General features: G+C 71.8%; 25 protein-coding genes. 7 read left to right on the top strand and 18 right to left on the bottom strand.

The features are described from left to right. The first annotated feature begins 89 nt into the window (after positions 1-89). Entirely contained in the window at positions 90-338 is a 249-nt protein-coding gene (locus tag ACZZ9K_RS13215; protein WP_027464862.1) for a hypothetical protein, read from the top strand. A gap of 15 nt (positions 339-353) precedes the next feature. Here the strand turns inward: ACZZ9K_RS13215 and ACZZ9K_RS13210 are convergent, their stop codons facing one another. After that, entirely contained in the window at positions 354-701 is a 348-nt protein-coding gene (locus tag ACZZ9K_RS13210) for an aldehyde dehydrogenase (protein WP_232536581.1), read from the bottom strand. On the opposite strand from ACZZ9K_RS13210, the gene ACZZ9K_RS13205 reads away from it, so the two are divergent. Continuing rightward, the gene (locus ACZZ9K_RS13205) at positions 700-849 is read left to right on the top strand and encodes a hypothetical protein (protein ID WP_209080553.1); all 150 of its coding nucleotides are present in this window, start codon (positions 700-702) and stop codon (positions 847-849) included. The two genes, ACZZ9K_RS13210 and ACZZ9K_RS13205, sit on opposite strands and share 2 nt — an antisense overlap. A gap of 138 nt (positions 850-987) precedes the next feature. On the opposite strand, the gene ACZZ9K_RS13200 is transcribed toward ACZZ9K_RS13205, so the two are convergent. Continuing rightward, positions 988-1911: an AEC family transporter gene (locus tag ACZZ9K_RS13200; protein ID WP_463444270.1), complete on the bottom strand. Its 924-nt coding sequence runs from the start codon at positions 1909-1911 to the stop codon at positions 988-990. Positions 1912-1995: 84 nt separating this feature from the next. On the opposite strand from ACZZ9K_RS13200, the gene ACZZ9K_RS13195 reads away from it, so the two are divergent. The 3 genes from ACZZ9K_RS13195 to ACZZ9K_RS13185 all read left to right on the top strand — a co-directional run bounded on the left by ACZZ9K_RS13195 (position 1996) and on the right by ACZZ9K_RS13185 (position 3950). Next, positions 1996-2592: a nitroreductase family protein gene (locus ACZZ9K_RS13195; RefSeq protein WP_027464865.1), complete on the top strand. Its 597-nt coding sequence runs from the start codon at positions 1996-1998 to the stop codon at positions 2590-2592. 82 nt (positions 2593-2674) lie between these two features. Next, positions 2675-3109: an acyl-CoA thioesterase gene (locus ACZZ9K_RS13190; RefSeq protein WP_017886352.1), complete on the top strand. Its 435-nt coding sequence runs from the start codon at positions 2675-2677 to the stop codon at positions 3107-3109. Between the two features lie 82 nt (positions 3110-3191). After that, positions 3192-3950 carry an HAD-IIB family hydrolase gene (locus ACZZ9K_RS13185; RefSeq protein WP_111056763.1) on the top strand — a complete coding sequence of 253 codons (759 nt, stop codon included), beginning with the start codon at positions 3192-3194 and terminating at the stop codon, positions 3948-3950. A 100-nt stretch (positions 3951-4050) separates the two neighbouring features. Here the strand turns inward: ACZZ9K_RS13185 and ACZZ9K_RS13180 are convergent, their stop codons facing one another. Together ACZZ9K_RS13180 and ACZZ9K_RS13175 are read right to left on the bottom strand one after the other, a co-directional pair. Further along, positions 4051-4671, bottom strand: coding sequence for a phosphoribosylanthranilate isomerase (locus ACZZ9K_RS13180; RefSeq protein ID WP_027464868.1), 621 nt, complete (start codon positions 4669-4671; stop codon positions 4051-4053). A 55-nt stretch (positions 4672-4726) separates the two neighbouring features. Continuing rightward, complete coding sequence (locus tag ACZZ9K_RS13175) at positions 4727-5779, bottom strand: serine/threonine-protein kinase (RefSeq protein WP_071246475.1); 1053 nt, start codon at positions 5777-5779, stop codon at positions 4727-4729. A gap of 198 nt (positions 5780-5977) precedes the next feature. Between ACZZ9K_RS13175 and ACZZ9K_RS13170 the strand changes: the two genes are divergently transcribed. Beyond that, the gene (locus ACZZ9K_RS13170) at positions 5978-6181 is read left to right on the top strand and encodes a hypervirulence associated TUDOR domain-containing protein (RefSeq protein ID WP_027464869.1); all 204 of its coding nucleotides are present in this window, start codon (positions 5978-5980) and stop codon (positions 6179-6181) included. A gap of 3 nt (positions 6182-6184) precedes the next feature. Here the strand turns inward: ACZZ9K_RS13170 and ACZZ9K_RS13165 are convergent, their stop codons facing one another. Beyond that, positions 6185-6955 carry a DedA family protein gene (locus tag ACZZ9K_RS13165; protein ID WP_463444269.1) on the bottom strand — a complete coding sequence of 257 codons (771 nt, stop codon included), beginning with the start codon at positions 6953-6955 and terminating at the stop codon, positions 6185-6187. A 51-nt stretch (positions 6956-7006) separates the two neighbouring features. After that, positions 7007-8179, bottom strand: coding sequence for an ROK family transcriptional regulator (locus tag ACZZ9K_RS13160; RefSeq protein ID WP_463444268.1), 1173 nt, complete (start codon positions 8177-8179; stop codon positions 7007-7009). Positions 8180-8241: 62 nt separating this feature from the next. Between ACZZ9K_RS13160 and ACZZ9K_RS13155 the strand changes: the two genes are divergently transcribed. After that, on the top strand, positions 8242-9939 hold the full coding sequence (locus ACZZ9K_RS13155) for a beta-N-acetylhexosaminidase (protein WP_463444267.1): 1698 nt from the start codon (positions 8242-8244) through the stop codon (positions 9937-9939). A gap of 94 nt (positions 9940-10033) precedes the next feature. On the opposite strand, the gene ACZZ9K_RS13150 is transcribed toward ACZZ9K_RS13155, so the two are convergent. The 12 genes from ACZZ9K_RS13150 to ACZZ9K_RS13095 form a co-directional block, all read right to left on the bottom strand. Further along, positions 10034-12121 carry a PTS fructose transporter subunit IIABC gene (locus ACZZ9K_RS13150; RefSeq protein WP_463444266.1) on the bottom strand — a complete coding sequence of 696 codons (2088 nt, stop codon included), beginning with the start codon at positions 12119-12121 and terminating at the stop codon, positions 10034-10036. A gap of 74 nt (positions 12122-12195) precedes the next feature. Further along, the gene (locus ACZZ9K_RS13145) at positions 12196-13191 is read right to left on the bottom strand and encodes a 1-phosphofructokinase family hexose kinase (protein WP_111192068.1); all 996 of its coding nucleotides are present in this window, start codon (positions 13189-13191) and stop codon (positions 12196-12198) included. After that, on the bottom strand, positions 13188-13976 hold the full coding sequence (locus ACZZ9K_RS13140; RefSeq protein WP_301600215.1) for a DeoR/GlpR family DNA-binding transcription regulator: 789 nt from the start codon (positions 13974-13976) through the stop codon (positions 13188-13190). Before ACZZ9K_RS13140 ends, ACZZ9K_RS13145 begins: the two co-directional genes overlap by 4 nt. A gap of 261 nt (positions 13977-14237) precedes the next feature. Then, entirely contained in the window at positions 14238-15125 is an 888-nt protein-coding gene (locus ACZZ9K_RS13135; RefSeq protein ID WP_258373564.1) for a carbohydrate ABC transporter permease, read from the bottom strand. Further along, positions 15122-16180, bottom strand: coding sequence for a carbohydrate ABC transporter permease (locus ACZZ9K_RS13130; protein WP_463444265.1), 1059 nt, complete (start codon positions 16178-16180; stop codon positions 15122-15124). Before ACZZ9K_RS13130 ends, ACZZ9K_RS13135 begins: the two co-directional genes overlap by 4 nt. Before the next feature lie 3 nt (positions 16181-16183). Beyond that, complete coding sequence (locus tag ACZZ9K_RS13125; protein WP_463444264.1) at positions 16184-17509, bottom strand: sugar ABC transporter substrate-binding protein; 1326 nt, start codon at positions 17507-17509, stop codon at positions 16184-16186. Positions 17510-17796: 287 nt separating this feature from the next. Next, positions 17797-18984, bottom strand: a complete 1188-nt coding sequence (locus ACZZ9K_RS13120) for an ABC transporter permease (protein ID WP_463444263.1) — start codon at positions 18982-18984, stop codon at positions 17797-17799. Further along, complete coding sequence (locus ACZZ9K_RS13115; protein WP_349847185.1) at positions 18981-19730, bottom strand: ABC transporter ATP-binding protein; 750 nt, start codon at positions 19728-19730, stop codon at positions 18981-18983. The genes ACZZ9K_RS13120 and ACZZ9K_RS13115 overlap by 4 nt, the downstream gene beginning before the upstream one ends. Continuing rightward, entirely contained in the window at positions 19727-20875 is a 1149-nt protein-coding gene (locus tag ACZZ9K_RS13110; RefSeq protein ID WP_463444262.1) for a peptidoglycan-binding protein, read from the bottom strand. The genes ACZZ9K_RS13115 and ACZZ9K_RS13110 overlap by 4 nt, the downstream gene beginning before the upstream one ends. After that, the gene (locus ACZZ9K_RS13105; RefSeq protein WP_138802497.1) at positions 20872-21390 is read right to left on the bottom strand and encodes a hypothetical protein; all 519 of its coding nucleotides are present in this window, start codon (positions 21388-21390) and stop codon (positions 20872-20874) included. Before ACZZ9K_RS13105 ends, ACZZ9K_RS13110 begins: the two co-directional genes overlap by 4 nt. Further along, positions 21387-22592 carry a sensor histidine kinase gene (locus ACZZ9K_RS13100; protein WP_463444261.1) on the bottom strand — a complete coding sequence of 402 codons (1206 nt, stop codon included), beginning with the start codon at positions 22590-22592 and terminating at the stop codon, positions 21387-21389. Before ACZZ9K_RS13100 ends, ACZZ9K_RS13105 begins: the two co-directional genes overlap by 4 nt. Further along, on the bottom strand, positions 22589-23242 hold the full coding sequence (locus ACZZ9K_RS13095; RefSeq protein WP_027464882.1) for a response regulator transcription factor: 654 nt from the start codon (positions 23240-23242) through the stop codon (positions 22589-22591). Before ACZZ9K_RS13095 ends, ACZZ9K_RS13100 begins: the two co-directional genes overlap by 4 nt. Between the last annotated feature and the right edge of the window lie 23 nt (positions 23243-23265).

Raw genomic sequence — 23265 nt, 5'->3', positions numbered from 1 at the left:
CTGTTACGCCCGGCGTCCGCCGTGATTGAGCCGTCCGTCACACCGACGTAGGTTTCCTGCACCGAACCCCTTCGAGAGCAGGTGAAGCCATGTCCCGCACGACGATCCTTCCCATCCAGCGCCTCATGGCGACCGCGGCCCCCGGTGCGTGGCGCGACGGCATCGTCGTCGAGACCCGCGCAGCCGACGCCGTGGTGCTGTTCCTCGACGGGAGCATCACGCAGCTGCGGGTGGCGGACGCCGACGGCGTCCTGTCGGTCGGCGAGCCGGTCGCCCACCACCCGGTCGCAGAGATCCTCAGCGCCGGCGGTCGACAGACCACCGCACGCGTCGCGTAGCGCCGGCGGAGCGGTTCAGGCCGCCATCGAGTCGAGCATCGCCTGGCACTTCGACACCATCTCGTCGCAGGCCATGGCGCAGTACCGGCACGACTCGTCCATGTCCTGGTGCTGGCGGCACTCGGCGGCACACGCGGTGCCCATCGCGACGACGGCCATGAGCATCGCCTGCATCGCGGCGGTGTCCATCCCCATCGGACGCATCATCATCCGCATGCCGGTGTCGGCGAGCATCGCGGTGTTCGAGCACATCGCGGCGCAGGTGGCCATCTCGCCGCCCATCCGCATGTCGGCCGCGGAGCACATCGTCGCCGCCATCGACGCGGCGTTCATCGCCATCATCGTGTCCTGCATCATGTCCATGTCCATCTCCATGGGCATGTCCGTCATCGACATGTTCTTCATCATCGCCATCGTGTCCATCGCCGGTCTCCTCGTCGTGGTCATCGGTCGCGGAGCGGTCCGCCCCGCGTGCCCGCCAGGGTACGCGCGTGCCGTCCGCGCTTCGTGAGCAGAACGGGTCGGGTCGGCGGACGCGACCCGACCTCCGCTGCTCACCATCCGCGGTGGTCGCCACCACGGCCGGACGGGAGGCCCGGTGCGGCCCCGCCACGGGCCTCCCGTCGCCGCGTCGCGCGACCACAGCGCGCTACGGGTGCAGCAGGGCGGCGATCGCGACGAGCACGGGCACCGAGCCGAGCGTCGAGATCAGCACGACGTCGCGCGCCACCGGGACCGCTGCCCCGTACCGCTGCGCGTAGTTGAAGACGTTCTGCGCCGCCGGCAGGGCGCCCAGGGTGGTGAGCACGAAGACCTCCTGGTCGCCGAGCCCGAACACGAAACGGGCGAACACGAACGCCACGGCCGGCATCACCACGAGCTTGATCGACGACGCGACGATGACGTCGGTGCGGATCGCCGGGTCCCGCAGCGGGGTCGCACCGTGCAGGCTCATCCCGAACGACAGCAGCACGACGGGCACCGCGGCCGCACCGATGAGCGAGAACGGCTCGAGCACCGGGTCGGGCAGCGTCACCCCCGTCGCCGAGCACACGAGCCCGACGAGCGAGGCGATGATGATCGGGTTCCGGAACGGCCCCGCGATCCGTCGTCCCCAGCCGCCGGCTCCCGCGGTCGAAGCGTCCAGGATCGTCAGCGCGATCGGGGCCATCACGACGAGCTGCAGCAGGATCACGGGCACGACCGCGGTCGCCTGGCCGAGCACGTACACGGCCACCGGCAGTCCGATGTTGTTCGCGTTGACGTAGCTGGAAGCCAAGGCGCCGACGGTGGTCGTGGTGACGGGACGGCGCAGCACGAGGCGGAACACGGCGGCGGCACCGAGGGCGACCACGGCGGCACTCAGCAGCGAGACCCAGAGCATCGACGACAGCAGCGACGCGATGTCGGCGGTCGCGATGGTGTGGAACAGCAGGCACGGCATCAGGACGAAGAACGCGAGCCGACTCATCACGAACTGCGCGTGCGGGCCCAGCAGACCGATGCGTCCGACGACGTACCCACCGGCGATGATCGCGCCGATGATCGCGAAGCCGGTCAACACGCCACCCATCCCGTCCATCCTGGCACCTGCCGGCGGTGATGTGACGTCACTCAGGTCGGAAATGCGTACGCATCGAATACCGTTGAGCGCATCATGACCTCGACGAACGCCGACACCCTCACCCGGTCCACCGACTCCAGCCAGCCGCTCGTGCCGCTGCTCGAGGAGCGCTGGAGCCCCCGCTCCTACGACGAGACCGCGACGATCTCGGACGACCAGCTCGACGCCGTCCTCGAGGCCGCTCGCTGGGCCCCCTCGGCCATGAACTTCCAGCCCCGCCGCTTCATCGCCGGCCGCCGTGGCACCGAGACCTTCCGGAAGATCAACGAGAACCTGCTCGGCTTCAACGCCGCCTGGGCCTTCCGCGCCAGCGCCCTCGTCGTCGGCGTGCTCGAGACCGTGACCGCCGACGGTGAGGAGCGCCCCTTCGCGCAGTACGACCTCGGCCAGTCGCTCGCCGCCCTGACCGTGCAGGCGCACGCCGAGGGGCTGCACGTGCACCAGATGGCGGGCATCGACGCCGCCGGGCTCCGCGCCGCGTTCGACCTGCCCGAGCGGTTCCTGCCGTACACGGTCACGGCCGTCGGCACCGTCGCGCACCCGTCGCAGCTCGACGACAAGGCCGCCGAGCGCGAGGTCGCCCCGCGCACCCGCATCCCCCTCGACGAGGTCGTCCTCGTCAAGGAGTGAGCACCGGCGGCACCGCCGCCCGCGATCGCCACGACGGCCGCGTCCCTGCGGGGGCGCGGCCGTCGGCGTACCATGACGTGACATGGATCAGCACCAGGACGACGCCCCGCCGGAGATGAACTTCTACACCCGGAAGTGGGTGCGACCGGAGGACCTCAACGCCAACGGCACCCTGTTCGGCGGCAGCCTGCTCCGCTGGATCGACGAGGAAGCCGCGGTCTACGCGATCATCCAGCTCGGCAACGGCAAGGTCGTCACGAAGTACATGTCGGAGATCAACTTCCTGTCCTCGGCGAAGGAGGGCGACATCGTCGAGATCGGCCTCGTCGCCACGAGGTTCGGCCGGACGTCGCTGACCATGCGGGCCGAGGCGCGCAACCTCTTCACGCACCGCAGCATCCTGACGATCGACGAGGTCGTCTTCGTGAACCTCGACGAGGACGGCAACCCCGCCCCGCACGGTTACACGGACATCACCTACGCCCGCGACCGGGTCCCCGCCACGCACCGCGCGTGACCCCGCAGACATCGCGCAGCACCCGGGCACCCGGGTGCTCGCACCCTGCGGGTGGTCGGCGGGCTCTGGCAGGATCGGTGGCATGACCACGCCCCGCCTCGTCGCCTTCGACCTGGACGACACGCTCGCCCCGTCGAAGTCCTCCCTCGACCCCCGCATGCTCGAGACCTTCGCGTCCCTGCTCGAGGTCGTGCCGGTCGCGGTCATCTCCGGCGGCAACTTCACCCAGTTCGAGCAGCAGCTGGTCACCCCGCTCCGGCAGCGCGAGGGCCTGACGCTCGACGCCCTGCACCTCCTGCCGACCTGCGGCACCCGGTACTACCGCTGGGAGGACCAGGACTGGGCACTGCAGTACGCCGAGGACCTCACCGACGAGCAGAAGGACCGCGCCCTCGCCGCGGTCGAGGCCCGTGCGAAGGAAGCCGGGTACTGGGAGTCCGAGACCTGGGGCGCCATCCTCGAGGACCGCGGGTCGCAGATCACGTTCTCCGCCCTCGGCCAGTCGGCCCCGGTGGACGTCAAGAAGCAGTGGGACCCGACCGGCGAGAAGAAGGACCACCTGCGCCGTCTGGTGCAGCAGGACCTGCCCGACCTCGAGGTCCGCTCGGGCGGCTCCACGAGCATCGACATCACCCGCAAGGGCATCGACAAGGCCTACGGCATGCAGCGTCTCGCCGAGATCACCGGCATCGCGCTCGACGACATGCTCTTCGTCGGCGACCGGCTCGACCCCGAGGGCAACGACTACCCGGTCAAGGCGCTCGGCGTCCCCTGCCACGCGGTCGAGGGCTGGGAGGACACCGACGCGTTCCTGACGGAGCTCATCCCCACCCTGCGCTGAGCGCGCGGCGGACGGGAGGCCCGTGGCGGGCCCGCACCGCGCCTCCTGTCAGTCCGCGGTCGCGTCCAGAGCCGCGAACGCGGCCGATGCAGCCCGGCACTCAGCCCAGGCTGCGGACGGCCTCGACGAACGCACGGATCTTCGCGGGGTCCTTGACGCCGCGCTCGGACTCGACGCCGCTCGACACGTCGACGCCGTCGGGGTCGAGCGCCTCGACCGCGGCGACCACGTTGGCCGGGGTCAGCCCGCCGGCGAGGATCCAGGCCTCGTCCACGCCGTCGATCGTGGCCGGGTCGACGAGCCGACCGCTGCCGGGCACGGCGGCATCGAGCAGCAGCAGGTCGTGGTCGAACGCGGCGCGCTGTTCGGGCGTCTCGCGCAGGTAGTCCTCGGCCGCGATGGCCCGGATGGTGAAGAAGCCGGCATCGCGCGCGCGGGCGAAGTCGGACGCCGACTCGCCACCGTGCAGCTGCAGCGTGGTGAGCCCGACCTCGGAGGCGATGCCCACGATCTCGTCGATCTTCTGGTCGCGGAAGACCCCGACGGCGTCGATGCCGTCCGGCACCCGCTCGACCAGTTCCTTCGCCAGGTCGGCGGTGACGGTCCGGGGGCTGCCCGCCGCGAAGACGAACCCGACGGCGTCGGCACCCGCGTCGATGGCGGCGTCCACGGTGTCCGGCGTCGACAGGCCACAGATCTTGATCCAGCGCTGGTCGGTCATGCTGTCCATCCTGCCAGGGCGCTCCGGTGCTCGGAGCACGGAGCCGCCGAGCGGATCAGTGCAGGGCACCCGCGACGTAGGCGGCCACGCAGGCCGCGGTGACGCCGAAGGCCGCGAAGGAGCCGACCAGGACGTTCCGCCGTCGCCAGCGACGCACGGCGGAGAACGTGCCGCGCTTGGCGTGCCGGTGCGCGGCGCGGTGCATGCGGTGGTCGCGCTGGTGCTTCACCCGTTCCGGGCCGAGCGGCACCGGGCCGGTGATCTGGGTGGACCCGCCGCGCAGCGCGTTGGCGATGGCGACCGCCGTGGGCCGGCGCTCCGGGTCGCGGGCGGTCATCCGGCTCAGCAGCTCGCGCCACTCGTCGGCGACGTCGTCCGGGATCTCGGGGTCGCGGCGGAGCCGGGCGAGTGCGGCCTCGATCAGGGTGCCCGAGTACTCCTGCTTGCCGGTCAGCGCCTCGAGCAGGACGAGCCCGAGCGAGTACACGTCGGTGGCGAAGCTGATCGGTTCGCCGGCGACCTGCTCCGGGCTGAGGTAGGCGGCGGTGCCGATGACCGTGCCGTCGTTCGTCAGGCGGGAGCCGTCGACGAAGTGGGCGACGCCGAAGTCGGTGAGCTTGACCGTGCGGGCGAACCCGGACGAGCCCTCGTCGCTGATCAGGATGTTGGCGGGCTTCACGTCGCGGTGCACGATGCCGCGGGAGTGCACGTAGGCCAGGGCGTCGGCGAGCTGCGCACCGAGGTCGGCCACCTCGTAGTTGTGCAGGGCGCCCTCGGACAGGCGGCGGAGCAGCGTCGTGTCGGCGATGAGCTCCATCACGATGAACCGGTGCGGGCCGTCCTCGAACTCGTGGGTGCCGGCGTCGTACAGCGGGATGAGTCCCGGGTGGGAGAGCATGCTGAGCAGCCGGATCTCGCGCTCCTGGCGGACGCGATCGGCGGTGGTCATCTTGTCCGGGGTCGCGAAGAGCTTCACGGCCACGGCCCGGTACGTGTGCTCGTCACGGGCTTCGTAGACGGATCCCATGCCGCCGGTGCCGATGAGCTTCACGAGCCGGTACCGCGCAGAGAGGACGGTGTCCGCCCGCGCGCTGTCCAGCAGGGTCATGGTGTCCGTCGTCCCGTCCGGAGCCCGTGGTTCCGCGGCCGCTGCCGACGTGTGGACTCAAGGGAAACGGTACGCGTCCGACTCTCGATCCGCATGGCCGTTACGACATCGTGATCGCCGTACTCCCCCGGGTTTCCGGGGATCGACGGGGTACAGTCCGACCTCCACCAGGACGAGGAATCGCGCAAGGAGGACAGCATGGCGTTGTCGAAGGGTGACGAGGTGCACTGGAACACCTCGCAGGGCAGGACGACCGGCACGCTCGTGCGCAAGCGGACGAGCGACTTCGAGTTCGACGGGCAGCACTTCAGGCCGACCGACGACGACCCGTACTGGATCGTCGAGTCGGAGAAGAGCGGCAAGCAGGCCGCCCACAAGGAGTCGGCGCTGACGAAGGCCTGAGGCTCAGTCGCGGGCGGGCTCGGCGCGACGACGGCCCCGGGCGCCGCCCACGGCAGGGCTGCCGGCGGCGTCGTCGTGGTCGTCGGGGCCGCCCGTGCGCCGCTCGGCGCGCACACGGCGGATCCGGCGCACGACGAAGGTCACCACGACCACGGCGATCGCGACGTAGAGCACGCGGTCGATCCACTCGGTGTACGCCTCGACCTGGTCGTACTGCGACCCGAACGCGGCACCGAGCAGCACGAGCGCGCTGTTCCAGATGCCGCTCGCGATGATCGTGAACACCGAGAACGTGCCGAGGTGCATGCGGTCGGCGCCGGCCGGCAACGAGATGAGGCTGCGGACGATCGGGACGAACCGGCCGAAGAAGACCGCGCTCTTGCCGTGCCGGTGGAACCAGCCGGCCGCCTTGCGGAAGTCGTCCTCGTCGACGAGGGGCAACTTGCCGAACCACCGCGTGGTGCGTTCGAACCCGATCTTCGCGCCGAGCCAGTACAGCACCAGCGCCCCGAGGTACGAGCCGATCGTCGCCAGCACCAGGACCAGGACCAGGTTCATCTGGCCGGCGCCCGCGAGGAACCCGGCCAGCGGCAGGATGACCTCGGACGGGATGGGCGGGAACACCGTCTCGACGAAGAGCATCAGCCCGACGCCCCACTCCCCCAGGGCGTCGATCAGCTGGAGCACCAGGCCGGAGAGCCCACCGAGGTCCGACGGAGCGGTGGAGTCGCCACTGGCGACGGTCATGGCACGGGCGGTCACGGCAGTCGTCATGCCCCCAGCATCCCTGAACGCCCTGTCAGGACCCGGCGCGCTCCCTGGGTGTCAGCCGAGTCCCATGTGGACGGATCGGACGTGCACGAGCGACCGGGCGAGCGCACCCCGGGCCACGGCGTCCCGCCCGACGGTCGACGGGGTGAACGCCACCGGGTGCCGGAGCTGCGGCGTGACGATCTCGTCGAGCGCGGCGCAGAACACCTCCGCCGCCGGCAGGACCTCGCCACCGACGACGACGACCTCGGGGTCGATCGTCGTCACGAGCTGCACGACGCCGGGTGCCACGTCGGCCGCGAACGCACGAACGGTCTCGACGGCCGACACCGAGCCCTGGGCGGCCGCGGCGAAGACGGACTCGAGGTCCGTGTCGGTCGGGATCCGGGCCTCCAGGCGGGCGGGTGCGGCGGGCCAGCCGGTCGAGGCGATGCCGCCCATCTCACCGGCGGCACCGCGCGCACCGCGCGCCAACGAGCCGTCGACCACCAGGGCGGCACCGATCTGCCGCCCCATGACCAGGTACAGGCCGTCCCGGATGCCGTGGAACCGCCCCCACCGGGCCTCGGCCGTGGCGGCCAGCTTGGCGTCGTTGTCGAAGAAGGTGGCGACCCCGGGGAAGAGGTCCTGGATCCGGCCGGGCACCCGTCGTTCGACCCACTCCGGCACCGCGACCGTGTAGTCGATCGCCCCGTCGCGGTCGACGACCGCCGGGACGCCGAACGTGGCACCGAGCACCGGCGCACCACCGGCGGGGCCGCCGACCCCGCCGCCGACAGGCGACGTCAGCCGACGGACCACGTCCTGCACGCTCGACCACGCCTGTTCGGCGTCGGCGAGGTCGGCGTAGCGCTCCTCGACGCGGGCGAGCGTGACGCCGCGCAGGTCCGCTCGCACGCCGACGATGCCGTGCAGGCCGAGGTCCACGCCGAGCACGGAGCCGGCCGACGCGTCCGCGGCGAAGCGCTTGGCGCGACGACCGGCCTTGTTCGGGGTCGCGATCGCCTCGGCCTCGGCCACCCAGCCCTGGTCGACCAGGTCGGCGAGTGCGGCCTCGACCGTGGGGCGGGAGAGTCCGACCGTGCGGCCGAGCTCGGTGACCGTGCGGGAGACGTCGTCGCGCAGGAGCTCGTCGAGGATGGCCCGCGAGTTCATCTGCCGCAGGACGCCGGGGGTCGTCCCCACGACACCGGGGGTCGAGCCCGCGACGCTCGGGGTCGTTGACACGGTCTGCTCCACGGTCATAGCCTCCACATTACGAAAGATCATTGAGGAATGGTGGCTCCGACATGCTCGTCCCACGACCGCGCCGCACCGCTCCCGGTGTCGGGGCCTTCGAGATCACCCCGTCGACCCGGATCGCCGCCGACCCGGCGAGCGAGTCCGTCCGACTGTACCTGCAGCAGACCCTGCGGGGATCGACCGGGCTGCCGGTGCGGGACGCCCTCGACGACACGGCACCGGGGGCCGGCACGATCGCGCTGCGCGTCGCCGACGACCCGTCCCTGCCCGCGGGCCCGACCACGCCGGAGGGCGACCGGGTGGAGTCGTTCCGCCTCACCGTGACACCGGACGGCATCGACGTCGTCGGCGGTTCGCCCGCCGGGGTCTTCTACGGCGTACAGGCCCTGCTGCAGCTGATGCCCCCGGACGTGTACCGCAGCGGCCGGGTCGCGACCGGCCCGTGGTCCGTCCCCGCCGTGGTCGTCGAGGACGCCCCGGCCTTCGCATGGCGCGGCGTGATGCTCGACGTGGCCCGCCACTTCCGCACGAAGCACGAGGTCATGCGGGTGGTCGACCAGCTCGCCGCGCACCGGATCAACCGCCTGCACTTCCACCTCACCGAGGACCAGGGGTGGCGCATCGAGATCCGGAAGCACCCGCGCCTGACCGAGGTCGGCTGCTGGCGTCGGGAGTCCCAGGTCGGCGCGCACGTCCCCGGGCCGGACGGCACACTCGTCGTCGCCGGGTTCGACGGCCGCCCGCACGGCGGGTACTACACGCAGGACGACATCCGCGAGATCGTGGCGTACGCGGCCGACCGGTTCGTCACCGTCGTCCCCGAGATCGAGACCCCCGGGCACGTCCGTGCGGCGCTGGCGGCCTACCCGTCGCTCGGCGTCACGGGTGAGCCCGTCGAGGTGTGGACGGAGTGGGGCATCGCCGACGACGTCCTGAACGCCGAGGACGCCACGATCGACTTCTTCAAGGACGTCCTCGACGAGGTCATCGCGCTCTTCCCCTCCGGCTACATCGGCATCGGCGGTGACGAGTGCCCGAAGGTGCAGTGGGAGACCGACCCGCGCACCCAGGAGCGCATCCGCGAGCTCGGGCTGCGGGACGAGGAACAGCTGCAGGCCTGGATCATCGGGCAGCTCGCCGCACACGTCGAGTCGCACGGCCGGCGGGCGTTCGGGTGGGACGAGATCCTCGAGGGTGGCACGCTCGACCCCTCGGCGACGGTGGTCTCCTGGCGCGGGCTGACCGGCGCACGGACCGCCGCCCGACGCGGGCACGACGTCATCTCGTCGCCGGACGACCAGGTGTACCTCGACTACCGCCAGAGCGACCTGCCGACCGAGCCGATCCCGGTCTCGATCGTGCTCACCGTCGACGACGTCTTCGCCTTCGACCCGGTGCCGTCCGGACTCACCGACGCCGAGCGCGCCCACGTCATCGGCGGCCAGGGCAACATGTGGACGGAGCACGTCGACTCCGCCCGTCGGCTCGACTACCAGCTCTTCCCCCGCGTCGCCGCCCTCGCCGAGGCACTGTGGTCGGCGGACGTCACCGGGCCGCGTGACCTCGCCGAGTTCCGCGGGCGCCTGGCCGAGCACACCGCCCGGCTCGAGGCCATGGGGATCGAGTACCGGCACGAGGCCGGGCCGTTCCCGTGGGAGCAGCGACCGGGCGTGCAGGGGCGCCCGCACTCGCGCGAGGAGCGTGCCGCGTACATCGACGCGGTCACGGCGAACATCGCCGAGTAGCGCGCGTCGAGCGGTCGCGTCGCGACCACACGACGGACGGGAGGCCCGGTGCCAGCTGGCACCGGGCCTCCCGTCTTGCCCGCGGTCGCGTCGACTACGCGGCGACCGGTGCGCGCTGGCCCACCGTCTCGCCGGCCACGGCAGCCTCGCTGCCCGCAGCGGCCTCCTCGACGGGGCGGCGGCGGACCCACTTCTTCAGGGCGACGAGCACCAGCGCGGACACCACGGTGCCCGCCAGGATCGCGACGACGAACATCAGGACGTCACCGATCGCGAAGAAGACGAAGATCCCGCCGTGCGGCGCTCGCGAGGTCACGCCGGCAGCCATCGAGATCGCACCCGTGATCGCGGCACCGACCATCGACGCCGGGATGACGCGCAGCGGGTCGGCAGCGGCGAACGGGATCGCACCCTCGGAGATGAAGGACGCACCGAGCAGCCACGCGGCCTTGCCGTTCTCGCGCTCCGGCTTCGTGAAGCCCTTGCGGTAGAGCACGGTCGAGGCGAGTGCGAGTGCGAGCGGCGGCACCATGCCGGCCGCCATGACGGCGGCCATGATCTCGAACGGCACCACGTTCGTGGCGGTCCCGGCACCGAGCCCGGCGACGGCGAACGCGTACGCCACCTTGTTGACCGGACCACCGAGGTCGAACGCCATCATCAGGCCGAGGATGATCCCGAGCAGCACGGCCGAGGCACCGGAGAGCGAGTTGAGCCAGGCGGTGAGTTCGGTCATGACCCAGGCGATCGGGCCACCGAGCACCAGGAGCATCAGGCCCGAGGCGATGATCGACGCGAACAGCGGGATGATCACGACCGGCATCAGGCCACGCAGCCAGCGCCAGGTCGGGATGCGCCCGATCCAGTACGCGGCGGCACCGGCGATGAGGCCACCGACCAGACCACCGAGGAACCCGGCGTTCATGAACACGGCGATGGACCCGGCCACGAAGCCCGGTGCGATGCCGGGACGGTCGGCGATGGCGTAGGCGATGTACCCGGCGAGTGCTGCGACCAGGAACCCGAGCGACACGGACCCGATCTGGAACGCGGCGGCGCCGAGGTAGTAGCCGAGGCCCTCCGGCGGCAGGTTCAGCAGGGTGTAGTTGGTGAGCGTGAAGACGGCGTTGTTCTGGCCCGAGTCACCGTGGGTCAGCGCGATGCCGTACCCGGAGAGCAGGAAGCCGAGCGCGATGAGGAGCCCGCCGCCGGCGACGAACGGGATCATGTAGCTCACGCCCGTGAGCAGCCAGCGCTTGAGCGCCTGCCCGAAGTGCTCGTTCGACTTGTTCGTCTCGCCCTCGACGGCGGCACCGCCCTGCACGCGTGCGGCGTGCGGGTCCTCCGAGGCGCGGATGGCCTCGGCGATCATCTTGTCGGGCTCGTCGACACCGCGCTTCACGGGTCCGGACACGAGCGGCTTGCCGGCGAACCGACCGCGGTCGCGGACGTCGACGTCGACCGCGAACACGACGGCGTCGGCGCGGGCGATGAGCGCCGGGTCGAGGGGCTCGACCTGCGAGGACCCCTGCGTCTCGATGTGCATCTCGGCACCGGCACGCTGGGCTGCGGCGACGAGGGCGTCGGCCGCCATGTAGGTGTGCGCGATGCCGGTCGGGCAGGCGGTGACGCCGACGAAGACCTTGCGGCCCGCCTCCGGCGCGGTGGCCGGTTCGGAGGCACCACTCGCCTTCCCGACGCCGGCCTCGGCCACTTCGCCGCTCACCTCGTCGTCGACGAGCTGAACGATCTCGTCGGCCGTGGTCGCGGCGCGGAGCGCAGCGGTGAAGTCCTCGCGGATGAGTGCGCGGGCCAGGGTCGAGAGGACCGTCAGGTGGTCCTTGTCCGCCCCCTCGGGCACGGCGATCATGAAGACGATGTCGGCGTCGCCGTCCGGGGCGCCGAACGGCACCTTCCGGGCCAGCCGCGAGAACGCCAGGGTCGGCTCGGACACCGACGCCGACCGGGCGTGCGGGATGGCGATACCGCCGGGGACGCCCGTGCCGACGCTCGCCTCGCGCTTGATGGCGTCGTCGGCGAGCGTGGCACCGTCGGCGGCGCGGCCGGTCGCGGCGACGCGGTCGGCGAGCACCCGGATGACGTCGGTCGACGTGGCGCCGAGGTCCTCGTCGAGGCCGACGAGCTGTGCGCTGATGAGGCGCGGACTCGAGTCTGCGGACATGTGCTTGCTCCTTCGCAATGGCGCTGATCGCGCGGTCGTGCAGGTGTTCGTGGGGTGGTCGGGTGGGGAGGGGATCAGGCGGGTTCGGGCGCCGGGTGCGTGTCGAGCACCCGGACGGAGACCGCCGTCGGGTCGGTGTGGTCGAGTGCCGGCACGTCGCTGCCGGGCAGGGCTGCGGCCGCGGCACCGGTGGCGACGGCCTGGGCGAGACGCTGCTCGGGTGACGCTCCGGCGACCTCGGCCAGCAGGTAGCCGGCGAGCGAGGAGTCCCCCGCCCCGACGGTCGAGCGGGCGACGATCTTCGGTGCCGCGGCGGCGAACGCGCCCTCGTCGGAGACCAGCACGGCGCCGGCGCTGCCCAGGGTGAGCAGGACCGTGCCGACGTTCCTCCGCCGAAGACGCTGCGCCCCGGCCACCGCGGCGTCGAGGTCGCGCTCGTACTCCTCGGGATCGCCGCCGACGACCTCGGCGAGTTCCTCGGCGTTCGGCTTCACCAGGTCGATCCGTTCGCCCGACTGCAGCAGCGCGGTGAACGGCACCCCGGACGAGTCGACGGCGATCCGGACGTCCGCACCGTGGCGGGCACGGACGGCCCGGACGAGCACGGCGAGCGCGTCGTCGGGCAGACCGGGCGGCAGCGACCCGGCGACCACGACCCAGCGGGCAGCGGGACCGGTGGCGGTCGCAGCGGCGGTGTCGGCGACCAGGGCGGCGAGGTCGTCGAGGCGACCGGCGAGCGAGGGGCCGGGTTCGTTGAGCTTCGTCGTGGTGCCGGTCGGCTCGGTCACGGTGACGTTCGACCGGAGCGGCGCCCCGATCGGCAGCGCTGCGGTGGGGATGCCGCGCGTGGCCAGGCCGAGCAGGACCGGGTCGAGCTCGTCGCCGGGCAGGACGGCGACGGTGTCCCCGCCGCTCGCGACGACCACGCGGGAGACGTTGACTCCCTTGCCGCCGGGTTCCGCGGTGGACCGGGTCGCACGCTGGACGGCGCCGCGCTGCAGTTCGCCGGCGAGCTCGATCGTGCGGTCGAGGGACGGGTTCGGCGTGACGGTGACGATGCGGACGTTCATGCGACGACGACCTCGACGTCGGCGTCGGCGAGCGCACCGGCGAGGTCGGCCGGGGGCTGTTCGTCGGTGACGAGCGTGTCGATCTCGTCCAGGCGCGCGAACCGCATCAGGGCCTCCACGCCGTGCTTGGCGGCGTCGGCGAGCACCACGGCCCGTCGGGCGGCGAGCACGTAGGCGCCCTTCACGGCGGCCTCGTACTCGTCCGGGGTGCTCAGACCGAAGCCGGCGGACAGGCCGTTCGTGCCGATGAACGCCACGTCGGGCCGGAGGGCACCGATCTGCTCGACGGTGGCCGTGCCGACCGCGGCGCTCGTGACACCGCGCACGCGGCCGCCGAGCAGGTGCAGTTCGAGGTGCTCGCTGTGCTGCAGGGTGGCAGCGATCGGCACCGAGTTCGTGATGACGGTGATCGTCGAGCCGGCGACCTCGGGCTCCCAGCGGGCGAGTTCGGAGGCGACGGCGGCGCAGGTGGTGCCGGCGTCGAGGGCGATCGAGCCCGTGAAGGTCGGCGGTACCAGGCGCATCGCGGCGCGGGCGATCGCGGACTTCGCGGTGCCGTGCTGGCCCTCCCGCTCGGCGACGCTGAGTTCGACGACGCTCGAGCGGCCGACGGGGACCGCTCCCCCGTGCACGCGGCGCAGGACCCCGGCGGTCTCGAGCAGGTCGAGGTCGCGGCGCACGGTCTCGGTGGTGACGTCGAAGTGCTCGGCAAGACCGGCGACGGACACGCGACCGGCGGACTGCAGCTCGGCGGCGATGGCGGTGTGCCGCTCGGTTGCGTACATGCCCGAACTCCTTCGTTCCGTTGGGTTTCGAGCACTCTACGTTTGAAACCCACAAGAACGCAACCGTTCCGTCGTGCAACCAACACGATCACAGGTGCAGGTCGTGTGCTGCACCGGTCACAACACGTCGTGAGCCGAAGGTCGAGGGGTCACAAAGTGTCGGCTGCAATGGCGCCAGCCGACACTCCTTGACCGCTCGCAGGCATGCACGCGGGGTGTTGCGACCTCGCGACACGACGCAGATGCAGGTCGTCCGACGTGCTACCCCTTCACGGCACCCGCCGTCATCCCGCTGACCAGTCGGCGCTGCACGATGAGGAAGAACACCACGACGGGGATCGAGAACAGCACGCTCGCCGCCATCAGCCCGCCGAAGTCCGTGCCCTTGTTCGTCGAGAACCCGGCGAGCCACACCGGCAGCGTGTACATCCCCTGGTCCTTGAGCATCACGTACGCGATCAGGTAGTCGTTCCACGCCGCGATGAACGCGAACACGCTCGTGGCGATGACCCCGGGCATGACGAGCGGGAACAGCACGCTCCACAGGATCCGGAACGTGCCGGCGCCGTCCACCTTCGCCGCCTCCTCGATCTCGACGGGGACGGCCACGAAGAAGCCGCGCATCACCCAGATCGAGAACGGCAGCACGCTCGCCACGTACGCCAGGATCAGCCCGACGTAGCTGTTCAGCAGCCCGAGGGTCTGGAACGACAGGAACAGCGGGATGAGCAGTGCACCCGACGGGATCATCTGCACGAACAGGATCGCGACCAGGATCGCCCGCCGTCCCCGGAACCTGAACCGCGACAGTGCCGCCGAGGCCAGGAACCCGACGACGATCGACAGCAGCACGGCCGCCACCACCACGATCGTGGAGTTCCGCAGGTAGACCAGGAAGCCCTCCTGCGTGAGCGCCCGCGTGAAGTTGTCGAGCGTCGGGTGCAGCGGCGCCCAGATCGGGGTCATCGTGGTGACCTCGTCGGCGGGCTTGAAGGCGGTGTTCACCATCCAGTAGATCGGGAACACCCACACCAGGCAGAACAGCACGGCGATGGTGTTCGCGACGACGCGCGGCTTGCGCTTGCGCACCCGCACGGGGCCCGGCGCGGACGCCCCGCTCGTTCGGGGCGCCGTCCTCGAGACGGTCACAGGTCCTCCTCACCGCTGCGGACGAGCCGGCGGATGTAGTAGCTGGTGAGCACCCCGAGGATCAGGGTCGAGATCACGGCGATCGCCGCGCCCTGCCCGTATGCGTTGGAGACGAACGACTGCACGAAGGTCCAGATGCCGAGCGTCAGCGTGGCCTCCTCCGGTCCGCCGCGGGTGAGCAGCCAGATCTGGTTGAAGACGTTGAAGTCCCAGATCACCGACAGGATCGACACGAGCAGCAGCGTCGGCGCGAGTGCCGGCAGCGTGATCGCGCGGTACATCGTCCACACCGAGGCCCCGTCGAGCGCACCGGCCTCGTAGTACTCCGGCGCGATCTGGGACTGCGCGGCGTACAGCGTCAGCGCCACGAACGGCACGGCCTGCCAGATGACGAGCGTCAGCACGATCGTGTACGCCTGCCCCGGGTGCGACGCCCAGTTGTCCTGCGTGTGGTCGCCGAACACCCGCAGCTGCGTGATGAGCCAGTTGAGCACGCCGTAGAACGGCTGGAAGAGCCACTGCCAGACCAGGCTCGAGGCCACGTTCGGCATCGCCCAGGCCAGCACGAGCACGACGCTGACGATCGTCCGCATCGCGACCCCGAGGCGGGTGAGCAGCTGCGCCACCCCCATGCCGATGACGATCGTGCCCAGGACCATCGCGCCCGTCACGAGCACGGTGCGCAGGATGACCGGCCAGAACGACGCGTCGGTCAGGACGTCCGTGTAGTTCGTCAGCCCGGTGAACCCGGCCTGCCCGGTGAAGATCGCCCGCAGCCCGTAGTCCTGGAACGAGATGACGACCAGCCGGACGAGCGGGTAGACGACGAGGGCCATGAGCAGCAGTGCCGCCGGGGCCAGCAGGACGAGCGGCGCCCGCGACCCGACCGGCGACCGACGACCCGCGCCGCGCCCACCCCGACGGGATCCCCGCGACGACCCCTGAACCGGCCCGTCGGCCCGCCGGCCACCGGCACCCCGGCCGCCGGCACCCCGCCCGCCGGCGACCGGCGCGGACCGCTCCGCGTCGGTCACCGGCTCCGCAGTGGACGTCATCGCCTACGGCTGCGCGTTCAGCGCGGTCGTGAGGTGCTCCGAGAAGCCCTCGGCTGCCTGCTCCGGCGACTTCCGGCCGGTCGCGACGTCGGCGAACATCGACTGGAACGAGGCGTCGCCCTCGATGGTGGCCCAGCCCGGGGTGGCCGGGGTCGGTCGGCTCGTGCCGGCCGCCTCGAAGTACGGCTTGTGCAGCTCGTTGACGTCGCCGGCGACCGCGTCGAGCAGCTCGGTGGAGTTCGGCTCCCAGCCGTCGACCCCGAACACCTGGTCCTGCTGGAACTCCTTCGAGGTCAGGATCTTCAGGTAGTACAGCGCGAGCTCCTGGTTCTGCGCCTTGGCCGGGATCCCCAGGTCGGAGCCGCCGAGGAACACCGGCTGCGTCTTCCCCGCCGTGGACGACGGCATCGGGAACGTGCCGATGCGGTCGGCGAGCTCCGGCTTCGCCGTGGTGATCGAGCCGATCTCCCAGGCGGATCCGAGGAACGCCGAGGTGTTCCCCTGCGCGAAGACGTCGCTCTGCGAGGGCTTGTCGGTGTTGATGTCCTGCGTGGACTTCGCCGAGTACGCGTTCTGGAAGTCCTTCCAGGCGGTCAGCCCCTCGACCGCGTCCGCGGAGTCGAGCGTGCCGGTCCACTTGCCGCCCTTGTCCGTCGCGATCTCGCCGCCGGCGTCCCAGACCCACTGCAGCCCGCCGTACCAGTACTGACCGGGCATGTAGAAGGCGGAGAAGTCGCTGGCCGGGTTGGCGGCCTTGACCTTGTCGAGGTCGGCGGTGAGCTCGTCGTAGGTGGTCGGCACGTCGGTCACGCCGGCGTCCTTCCAGACCTTCTTGTCGTAGACCACGGCCCGGTTGCCGGCGAACAGCGGTGCCCCGTAGAGCTTGCCGTCGACGGTGGCAGGGCCCTCGAGCCCGGTGAGCCAGGTCTGGCCATCCTTGAGCTCGTCGCGGTACGGCGTCAGGTCGGTCAACCCGCCGGCGGCCGCGTAGACCGGCACCTGCGTGTTGCCGAGGTCGACGACGTCGGGGGCGTCGCTCTGCGCGAGCGCCGTGGTGAGCTTGGTGGTGATCCCGTCCCACTGCTGGGTCTGGATCTTCACCTCCGCCCCGGTGTCGGCGGTGAACTGCTTGCCGGCGGCGTCGAGCACCTTGTCGCTCAGGTCGCCGTTCATCATCCAGACGGTGATGGTCTTGCCCTTGCCATCGGGTGTGCCGATGGACTTCGTGCCGCCGTCGGAAGCGGCATTGCTCCCGGCGGAGCACCCGGTGAGGGCGAGCGCGCCTGCGAGGGCGAGCGCACCGAGTGCGGCGAAACGCGTTCGTGTCACGATGACTCCCTTGGTCCGACCTTTATGAAAGGACGTTGCGTATTCGCAATAGAAGACCCTGCACGGCCCCTTGTCAACCGTTGGATCGGTCCCTGTGACCGCTTTAGATCCGCGTGTTTCCGGGGCATCACGGATGTCGAACAGATCGACGCAGATGCTTGACCAGGTGGTCATGACCAGGCATGATCTGCGACTCGCGTCCGGTGTGGGGAAGCGACCGCCTGGAGGCCCGGTGCTGGTCCGGCGGACCAGCACCGGGCCTCCAGGGCGTGCGTCCACCGCACGCGTCAGACGGCCGCCAGGGCGGACGTCGGCGGGATCCGCGCCGCGCGTGCCGCCGGGTAGAGCCCGGAGACCCCGCCGATGACGACCGTGGCACCGAGTCCCCCGACGACGGCCCAGACCGGCAGCGCGACCGGCCAGCCCTGCGTGACGGCGAAGACGACCGTCACCGCGACGCCGAGCACGACGCCGGCCAGCCCGCCGAGGAACGACAGCAGCAACGACTCGACCAGGAACTGGTCGCGGATGTTCCGACGACGGGCCCCCAGCGCACGACGGACGCCCACCTCGGCGCGGCGTTCCAGGACGGTGATCACCATCGTGTTCGCCACCCCGATGCCGCCGACGAGCAGCGCCACCCCGCCGATACCGACCAGCAGCCCGGTGAAGGAGTCGTCCGTGGCGTCCTTCGCTGCCAACGCGTCCGACGGCCGTGTCACGCCGACGTCCTGCGGTGCCCCGGGTCGGACCGCACCGGCGAGCAGGTCCCTGGACCGTTCGACGTGCTCCGGGTCGACACGCGTGTAGACCGCGGTCGGGGCCCCGTCGAAGCCCAGCTGTCCGGCGAACCCGCGGGGTACGAACACCCGCGAGTCGAGGTCTTCGGCGAGCGCGACGGGTTCGAGCACCCCGACCACCTGCACCCAGCGACCGCCGATCCAGACCCGGCTGTCCGGGTGCAGGTCGTCGAAGCCGAGGACCGCGGCCGCCCGTGCTCCCAGCACGACCTGCGGCGGCGCCCCGGCGGCGTCGTCGATCCACCGCCCGGCTGCGAGCTGGCCGCCGAGGACCCGTGGCACGTCGCCCCACGCGGCGAGCACCCCGAGGCCCTTCGTCTCGGGCGCCGGGACGTGGTCGTTCCGGTACACACCGGTGTCGGGCACGGTGCCGACGGCCGCGGCCGACTCGACGTCGTCCTGCCGCAGCACCGATTCGAGTGCGGTGGACGGCAACGGAACCGGTTCGCCGAGGCCCTGCGCCTGTGTGAGGGTGAGCACGTTCGTACCGAGCGTGTCGAGCACCTGGTCGACCTTCGCCTTGCTCGACGACGAGATCCCGACGACCGCGAGCATCGCCGCGATGCCGATCGCGATGCCGAGCGCCGACAGCACGACGCGACCCGGACGGGTCCGCAACCCGAAGACGCCGAGGCGGAGCAGGTCGACCGCGCCCGGGGACCGACGCCGGCTCACCGGGCGACCTCGTCGACGACCGGCGTGACCTCGTGCTCGATCCGGCCGTCGCGCATCCGGACCTGCCGGGGCAGCGACGCCGCCAGGTCGAGGTCGTGCGTGATGACCACGACCGTCGTGCCCGCCGCGTTGAGCTCGCGCAGGAGCTCGACCACCGCGGCCCCGGACACCGAGTCGAGCGCACCCGTCGGTTCGTCGGCGAGCAGGATCGTCGGGTCGCCCACGACGGCCCGCGCGATGGCGACGCGTTGGCGCTCCCCTCCGGAGAGCTGGTGCGGTCGGTGGTCCACCCGGTGCGCCAGGCCCACGCGACCCAGGGCCTCGACCGCCAGTCGGTGCCGCTCGCGCCGGGGCACGCCCTGGTAGAGCAGGCCGTCGGCGACGTTCTCGGTGGCGGTCGCGCCGGCCTGCAGGTGGAAGTGCTGGAAGACGAACCCGATGTGGTCGGCACGGAGTCCGGACAGGGCGTCGTCGGACATCGTCGCGACGTCGTTGCCGGCGATCGTCACCGTGCCGGACGTGGGACGGTCCAGGGTCCCGACGACGTTGAGCATCGTCGACTTGCCCGATCCCGACGGGCCGACGACCGCGACGAGTTCGCCCGCGGTGACCTCGAGCGACACCCCGCGCAGGGCTCCGACGTCGCCGTAGGTCTTCGTGACGTCACGGAGCGACAGGACGGAGTCGGGTGGCGGCACGGCGGCGGCTGACGGCACGGCGGCGGGTGGCAGCACGGCGGCGCTCATCCGGGCACCACCACGCGGTCGCCTGCGGCCAGGTCACCCGTGACCGCGATCCGTCCGTCCGCGCTGAAGCCGGGCTCGACCCGAACCCGCTCCGTCGTGCCGTCCCGCTGCACGACGTCGACGGCGTACCGGCCACCGGCGCCCGCGACGAGTGCGGCGACCGGCACGGACAGGACGTCGTGCTCGGTGGCGCCCTTCGCGTCGACCTGCGCGGACGCTGCCGCGGGCAGCGTCCGCTTCCCCGGGTCGAACGACACCGAGACGTCGACGGACGTGCCGCCGTCCTCGCTCGTCGTCGGCTGCACGTCGACGACGGATCCGGGCATGGCTGCCCCGGCGCCGTTCACCCGGACCTCGACGTCGGTGCCGACCGCGAGCCGCTCGGCGTCGCGCTGGGGCACGGTCGCCGCGACGACGCGCCGGGTGCTCGTGACCTGCAGGACGTCGGCCGCCGCACCCGCGCCGGGCGCCGCACCCGTACCGTCCGCTGCACCTGCACCTGCACCACCCGCACCCGCCGCCGCACCCGCTCCGCCGGCGATCCGCTCCCCGAGCCGACCGTCGACCGAGGCGACCCGCACCGCACCGTCGACGAAGGCGACGTCGTCCGCCGTCAGCACCCCGGTCACCACGTGTCCGCGGTCCCGCTGCCACTGCCGGACGGCCCGCTCGGTCCGTGGACCGAACCGGTCGTCCACGGACACGTCGTACCCGAGCGCGGCCAGGTTCTCGTTGAGCTGCCGCACGTCGGCGCCCTGCAGCCCCCGTTCCAGGTCACGCCAGAGCGGCACGGTGCCGTACATCGACCGGACGTCCCGCTCGTCGACGGCGTACAGGGCCCCGTCGCGTTCGATGACGTCTCCGGCGCGGGGCAGCCAGGTGATCGTGCCGGCGGCGGCACCGGGGACCCCCGTCGCCGCGCCGTACCCGAGCGTCCCGGCGAACACCTTCGAGTCGGTCAGGTCACCGCGCGTGACCGTGGCGGTGGCTCCGGTCGACGCGGTCCCGCCGCGCGACCCGCTGCTGGCCGAGGCTCCCGGACCACTCGGCACCGTGGCGAGGGCCCACGTCCCGGCCCCCGCGGCCACCGCCGCGACGAGGCACACCGACACGATCGTCCGGCGTCGAGCGCGCCGGTGGCTCACGACCCGGCTCCGCCCTGGACGGCCTCGAAGGCCGCGTCGGTGCAGGTGCCGGCGGCCTCGTCGAACGCCTCCTGGTCGTCGGGCTGGAACCGGTTCTGCGCCTCCTGGTCGTCCGGGAAGTCCGGGAACCCCTGCTCCCGCAGGCACTCCGCGGTCTTCCGGGCGATCTCCTCGCTGCCCGGCATCGGCTGCGCGGCCTGCGCGTCGCCGGCGGCTGCGGAGTCGTCGAGGCAGCCCTTGAGGTCCCTCTGGTACTGCTCGGGATCGACGCCGTCGGGTGCACTGAGCTGCATCGACCCGCCACCCGTGCCGGGGTCGGGCATGTCGTACCCGCGGTCGCGCATGCACTCGGCCAGGGCGACGCCGGGCGCCGCACTCCCGGCTGCCGTCGTCGTGTCGTCGTCCGGTGCCGTGTCCGAGCAGCCGACGAGCAGCAGGGGCAGCAGGACGACGGCCGCGGCCGCGCTCATCAGGGACCGGGTGCGACGGGTGGTCGTCTTCGTGGTGTGGTTCATGCCTCCAGCACACCGGAACGACTGTTTCGCCCCGCGTGCTCGTCGGGTTGCACCGGCGAAACACGGACCCGGACGAGCAGCCCGCCCGCCGGCCGTGCGGTGATCGACAGCTGCCACCCGTGCGCGTGCACGATGGCGGCCACGATCGACAGACCCAGACCGCTGTGCTGGCCGCGTCCGGCATCGGTCCCACCGCGGCGGAACGGCTCGACGAGCAACCCCGCCTCGTCCGCCGGGACCACCGGCCCTCCGTTCTCGACGACGAAGCCGTCCGGCTCCGTGGTCACCAGGACGGCGCCGCCGGGTTCGTTGTACTCGACGGCGTTGCCGACCAGGTTGCCGAGCAGCTGGCGCAGCAGCGTCGGCTCCCCCGGTACGACCAGGCCGGGAGGCCCGATGCGGCGCTCATGGGTCAGCGTCACCCCCGCCTCGGCCGCGTCCCGGGCCGCCCCCGCGACGACCTCGGCGGTCACCTCGTCGAGGTCGACCGCGCGCGTCGCGCCCGCCAGGCCGCGATCGGCCTCGGCGAGCACGAGCAACGACTCGACCAACCGCTCGGTCCGGCGGTTCTGCTCCAGCAGCTCCGCCCGGACCGCTCGGACGTCCGCGGGGTCGGCGTCGTCGTGCAGACCGATCTGCACCGCCGCGCGCTGCACCGCGAGGGGCGTCCGGAGTTCGTGGGACGCCTGGGCGACGAACCGACGCTGGCTCTCGAACGCGGTCTCCAGGCGGGCCAACAGATCGTCGACGGTGCGCGAGAGGCGCCGGAGCTCGTCGTCCGGACCGTCCAGCGCGATGCGCTCGTGCAGGTTCGACGCCGAGATGCGGTTCGTGGTCGCGGTGATCCGGTCGATGGGGCGGAGGACCCGGCGGCTGACGAGCCAGCCGATGCCCCCGGCCGCGAGCCCGGCGCCAGCGATCCCGATCGCGGACCACTGCCACTGCTGCACGGCCACGAGCCGGATCACCGCCACCGCACCGTCATCGTCTCCGCCCACCTCGATCGGTTCTGGAGCGGTCGTGGCACCCGGCGATCCGGACGGCGGGCGCTGCACGGCCGCGGTGTCGAGGCCGGCACCGACACCGGCCAGCGACATCGTGTTCGTGAAGAGGACGACCCCGGTCGCCAGTGCCATGGCCGCGAGCGCGAACGTCAGGGCCGTCCGGGTCCGGATGCTCCAGCCCCGGGCCCACCGACTCACAGCGAGTAGCCCTGGCCGGGCACCGTCCGGATCGGGTCGGGGTCCCCGAGCTTCCGGCGGAGCTTCGACATCGTCACGCGGACCGCGGCGGTGAACGGGTCGGTGTTCACGTCCCAGACCTTCTCGAGCAGGTGCTCGGCGGACACGATCCGACCGTCCGCGCGGAGCAGCGTCTCGAGCACCCCGAGTTCCTTCGAGGTCAGGTCGAGCGGCCGTCCGTCGCGTGTGGCCATCCGCCGGTTCGTGTCGACGACGAACCCCGCACGCTCGAGCACCGGGGCGACGGGTGCGACGCTCCGCCGACCGAGCGCGCGCACCCGTGCGACGAGTTCCGGGTACTCGAACGGCTTGGTCAGGTAGTCGTCGGCGCCGAGCTCGAGCCCGTGCACCCGGTCGCTCAACGTCGTCGCGGCGGTGAGCAGGAGGATCCGCGTGAGTGCACCGCGCGCGGTGAGCCGCCGTGCGACCTCGTCGCCGTGCAGACCGGGGACGTCACGGTCGAGCACGACGACGTCGTAGTCGTGCACCGCCAGCAGCTCGTCGGCGTCGTCGCCGCGGTAGGCGACGTCCACCGCCATGTCCTGCCGGGTCAGGCCCGTCGCGACCAGGTCAGCGAGGGCCCGTTCGTCGTCCACCACGAGTACGCGCATCGATACATCACACGTGACGTACC

The sequence above is a fragment of the Curtobacterium sp. AC268 genome, assembly GCF_979258745.1.
This window is presented reverse-complemented; position numbering and strand designations above follow the sequence as displayed.

Excerpts from the sequence above, each read along its gene's own strand:
- ACZZ9K_RS13210 (WP_232536581.1), bottom strand. The coding sequence starts at position 701 with ATGGACATGATGCAGGACACGATGATGGCGATGAACGCCGCGTCGATG.
- ACZZ9K_RS13150 (WP_463444266.1), bottom strand. The coding sequence starts at position 12,121 with ATGTCCGCAGACTCGAGTCCGCGCCTCATCAGCGCACAGCTCGTCGGC.
- ACZZ9K_RS13170 (WP_027464869.1), top strand. The coding sequence starts at position 5,978 with ATGGCGTTGTCGAAGGGTGACGAGGTGCACTGGAACACCTCGCAGGGC.
- ACZZ9K_RS13215 (WP_027464862.1), top strand. The coding sequence starts at position 90 with ATGTCCCGCACGACGATCCTTCCCATCCAGCGCCTCATGGCGACCGCG.
- ACZZ9K_RS13180 (WP_027464868.1), bottom strand. The coding sequence starts at position 4,671 with ATGACCGACCAGCGCTGGATCAAGATCTGTGGCCTGTCGACGCCGGAC.
- ACZZ9K_RS13205 (WP_209080553.1), top strand. The coding sequence starts at position 700 with ATGTCCATCTCCATGGGCATGTCCGTCATCGACATGTTCTTCATCATC.
- ACZZ9K_RS13200 (WP_463444270.1), bottom strand. The coding sequence starts at position 1,911 with ATGGGTGGCGTGTTGACCGGCTTCGCGATCATCGGCGCGATCATCGCC.
- ACZZ9K_RS13190 (WP_017886352.1), top strand. The coding sequence starts at position 2,675 with ATGGATCAGCACCAGGACGACGCCCCGCCGGAGATGAACTTCTACACC.
- ACZZ9K_RS13145 (WP_111192068.1), bottom strand. The coding sequence starts at position 13,191 with ATGAACGTCCGCATCGTCACCGTCACGCCGAACCCGTCCCTCGACCGC.
- ACZZ9K_RS13095 (WP_027464882.1), bottom strand. The coding sequence starts at position 23,242 with ATGCGCGTACTCGTGGTGGACGACGAACGGGCCCTCGCTGACCTGGTC.
- ACZZ9K_RS13155 (WP_463444267.1), top strand. The coding sequence starts at position 8,242 with ATGCTCGTCCCACGACCGCGCCGCACCGCTCCCGGTGTCGGGGCCTTC.
- ACZZ9K_RS13165 (WP_463444269.1), bottom strand. The coding sequence starts at position 6,955 with ATGACGACTGCCGTGACCGCCCGTGCCATGACCGTCGCCAGTGGCGAC.
- ACZZ9K_RS13105 (WP_138802497.1), bottom strand. The coding sequence starts at position 21,390 with ATGAACCACACCACGAAGACGACCACCCGTCGCACCCGGTCCCTGATG.
- ACZZ9K_RS13175 (WP_071246475.1), bottom strand. The coding sequence starts at position 5,779 with ATGACCCTGCTGGACAGCGCGCGGGCGGACACCGTCCTCTCTGCGCGG.
- ACZZ9K_RS13115 (WP_349847185.1), bottom strand. The coding sequence starts at position 19,730 with ATGAGCGCCGCCGTGCTGCCACCCGCCGCCGTGCCGTCAGCCGCCGCC.
- ACZZ9K_RS13185 (WP_111056763.1), top strand. The coding sequence starts at position 3,192 with ATGACCACGCCCCGCCTCGTCGCCTTCGACCTGGACGACACGCTCGCC.
- ACZZ9K_RS13130 (WP_463444265.1), bottom strand. The coding sequence starts at position 16,180 with ATGACGTCCACTGCGGAGCCGGTGACCGACGCGGAGCGGTCCGCGCCG.
- ACZZ9K_RS13195 (WP_027464865.1), top strand. The coding sequence starts at position 1,996 with ATGACCTCGACGAACGCCGACACCCTCACCCGGTCCACCGACTCCAGC.
- ACZZ9K_RS13140 (WP_301600215.1), bottom strand. The coding sequence starts at position 13,976 with ATGTACGCAACCGAGCGGCACACCGCCATCGCCGCCGAGCTGCAGTCC.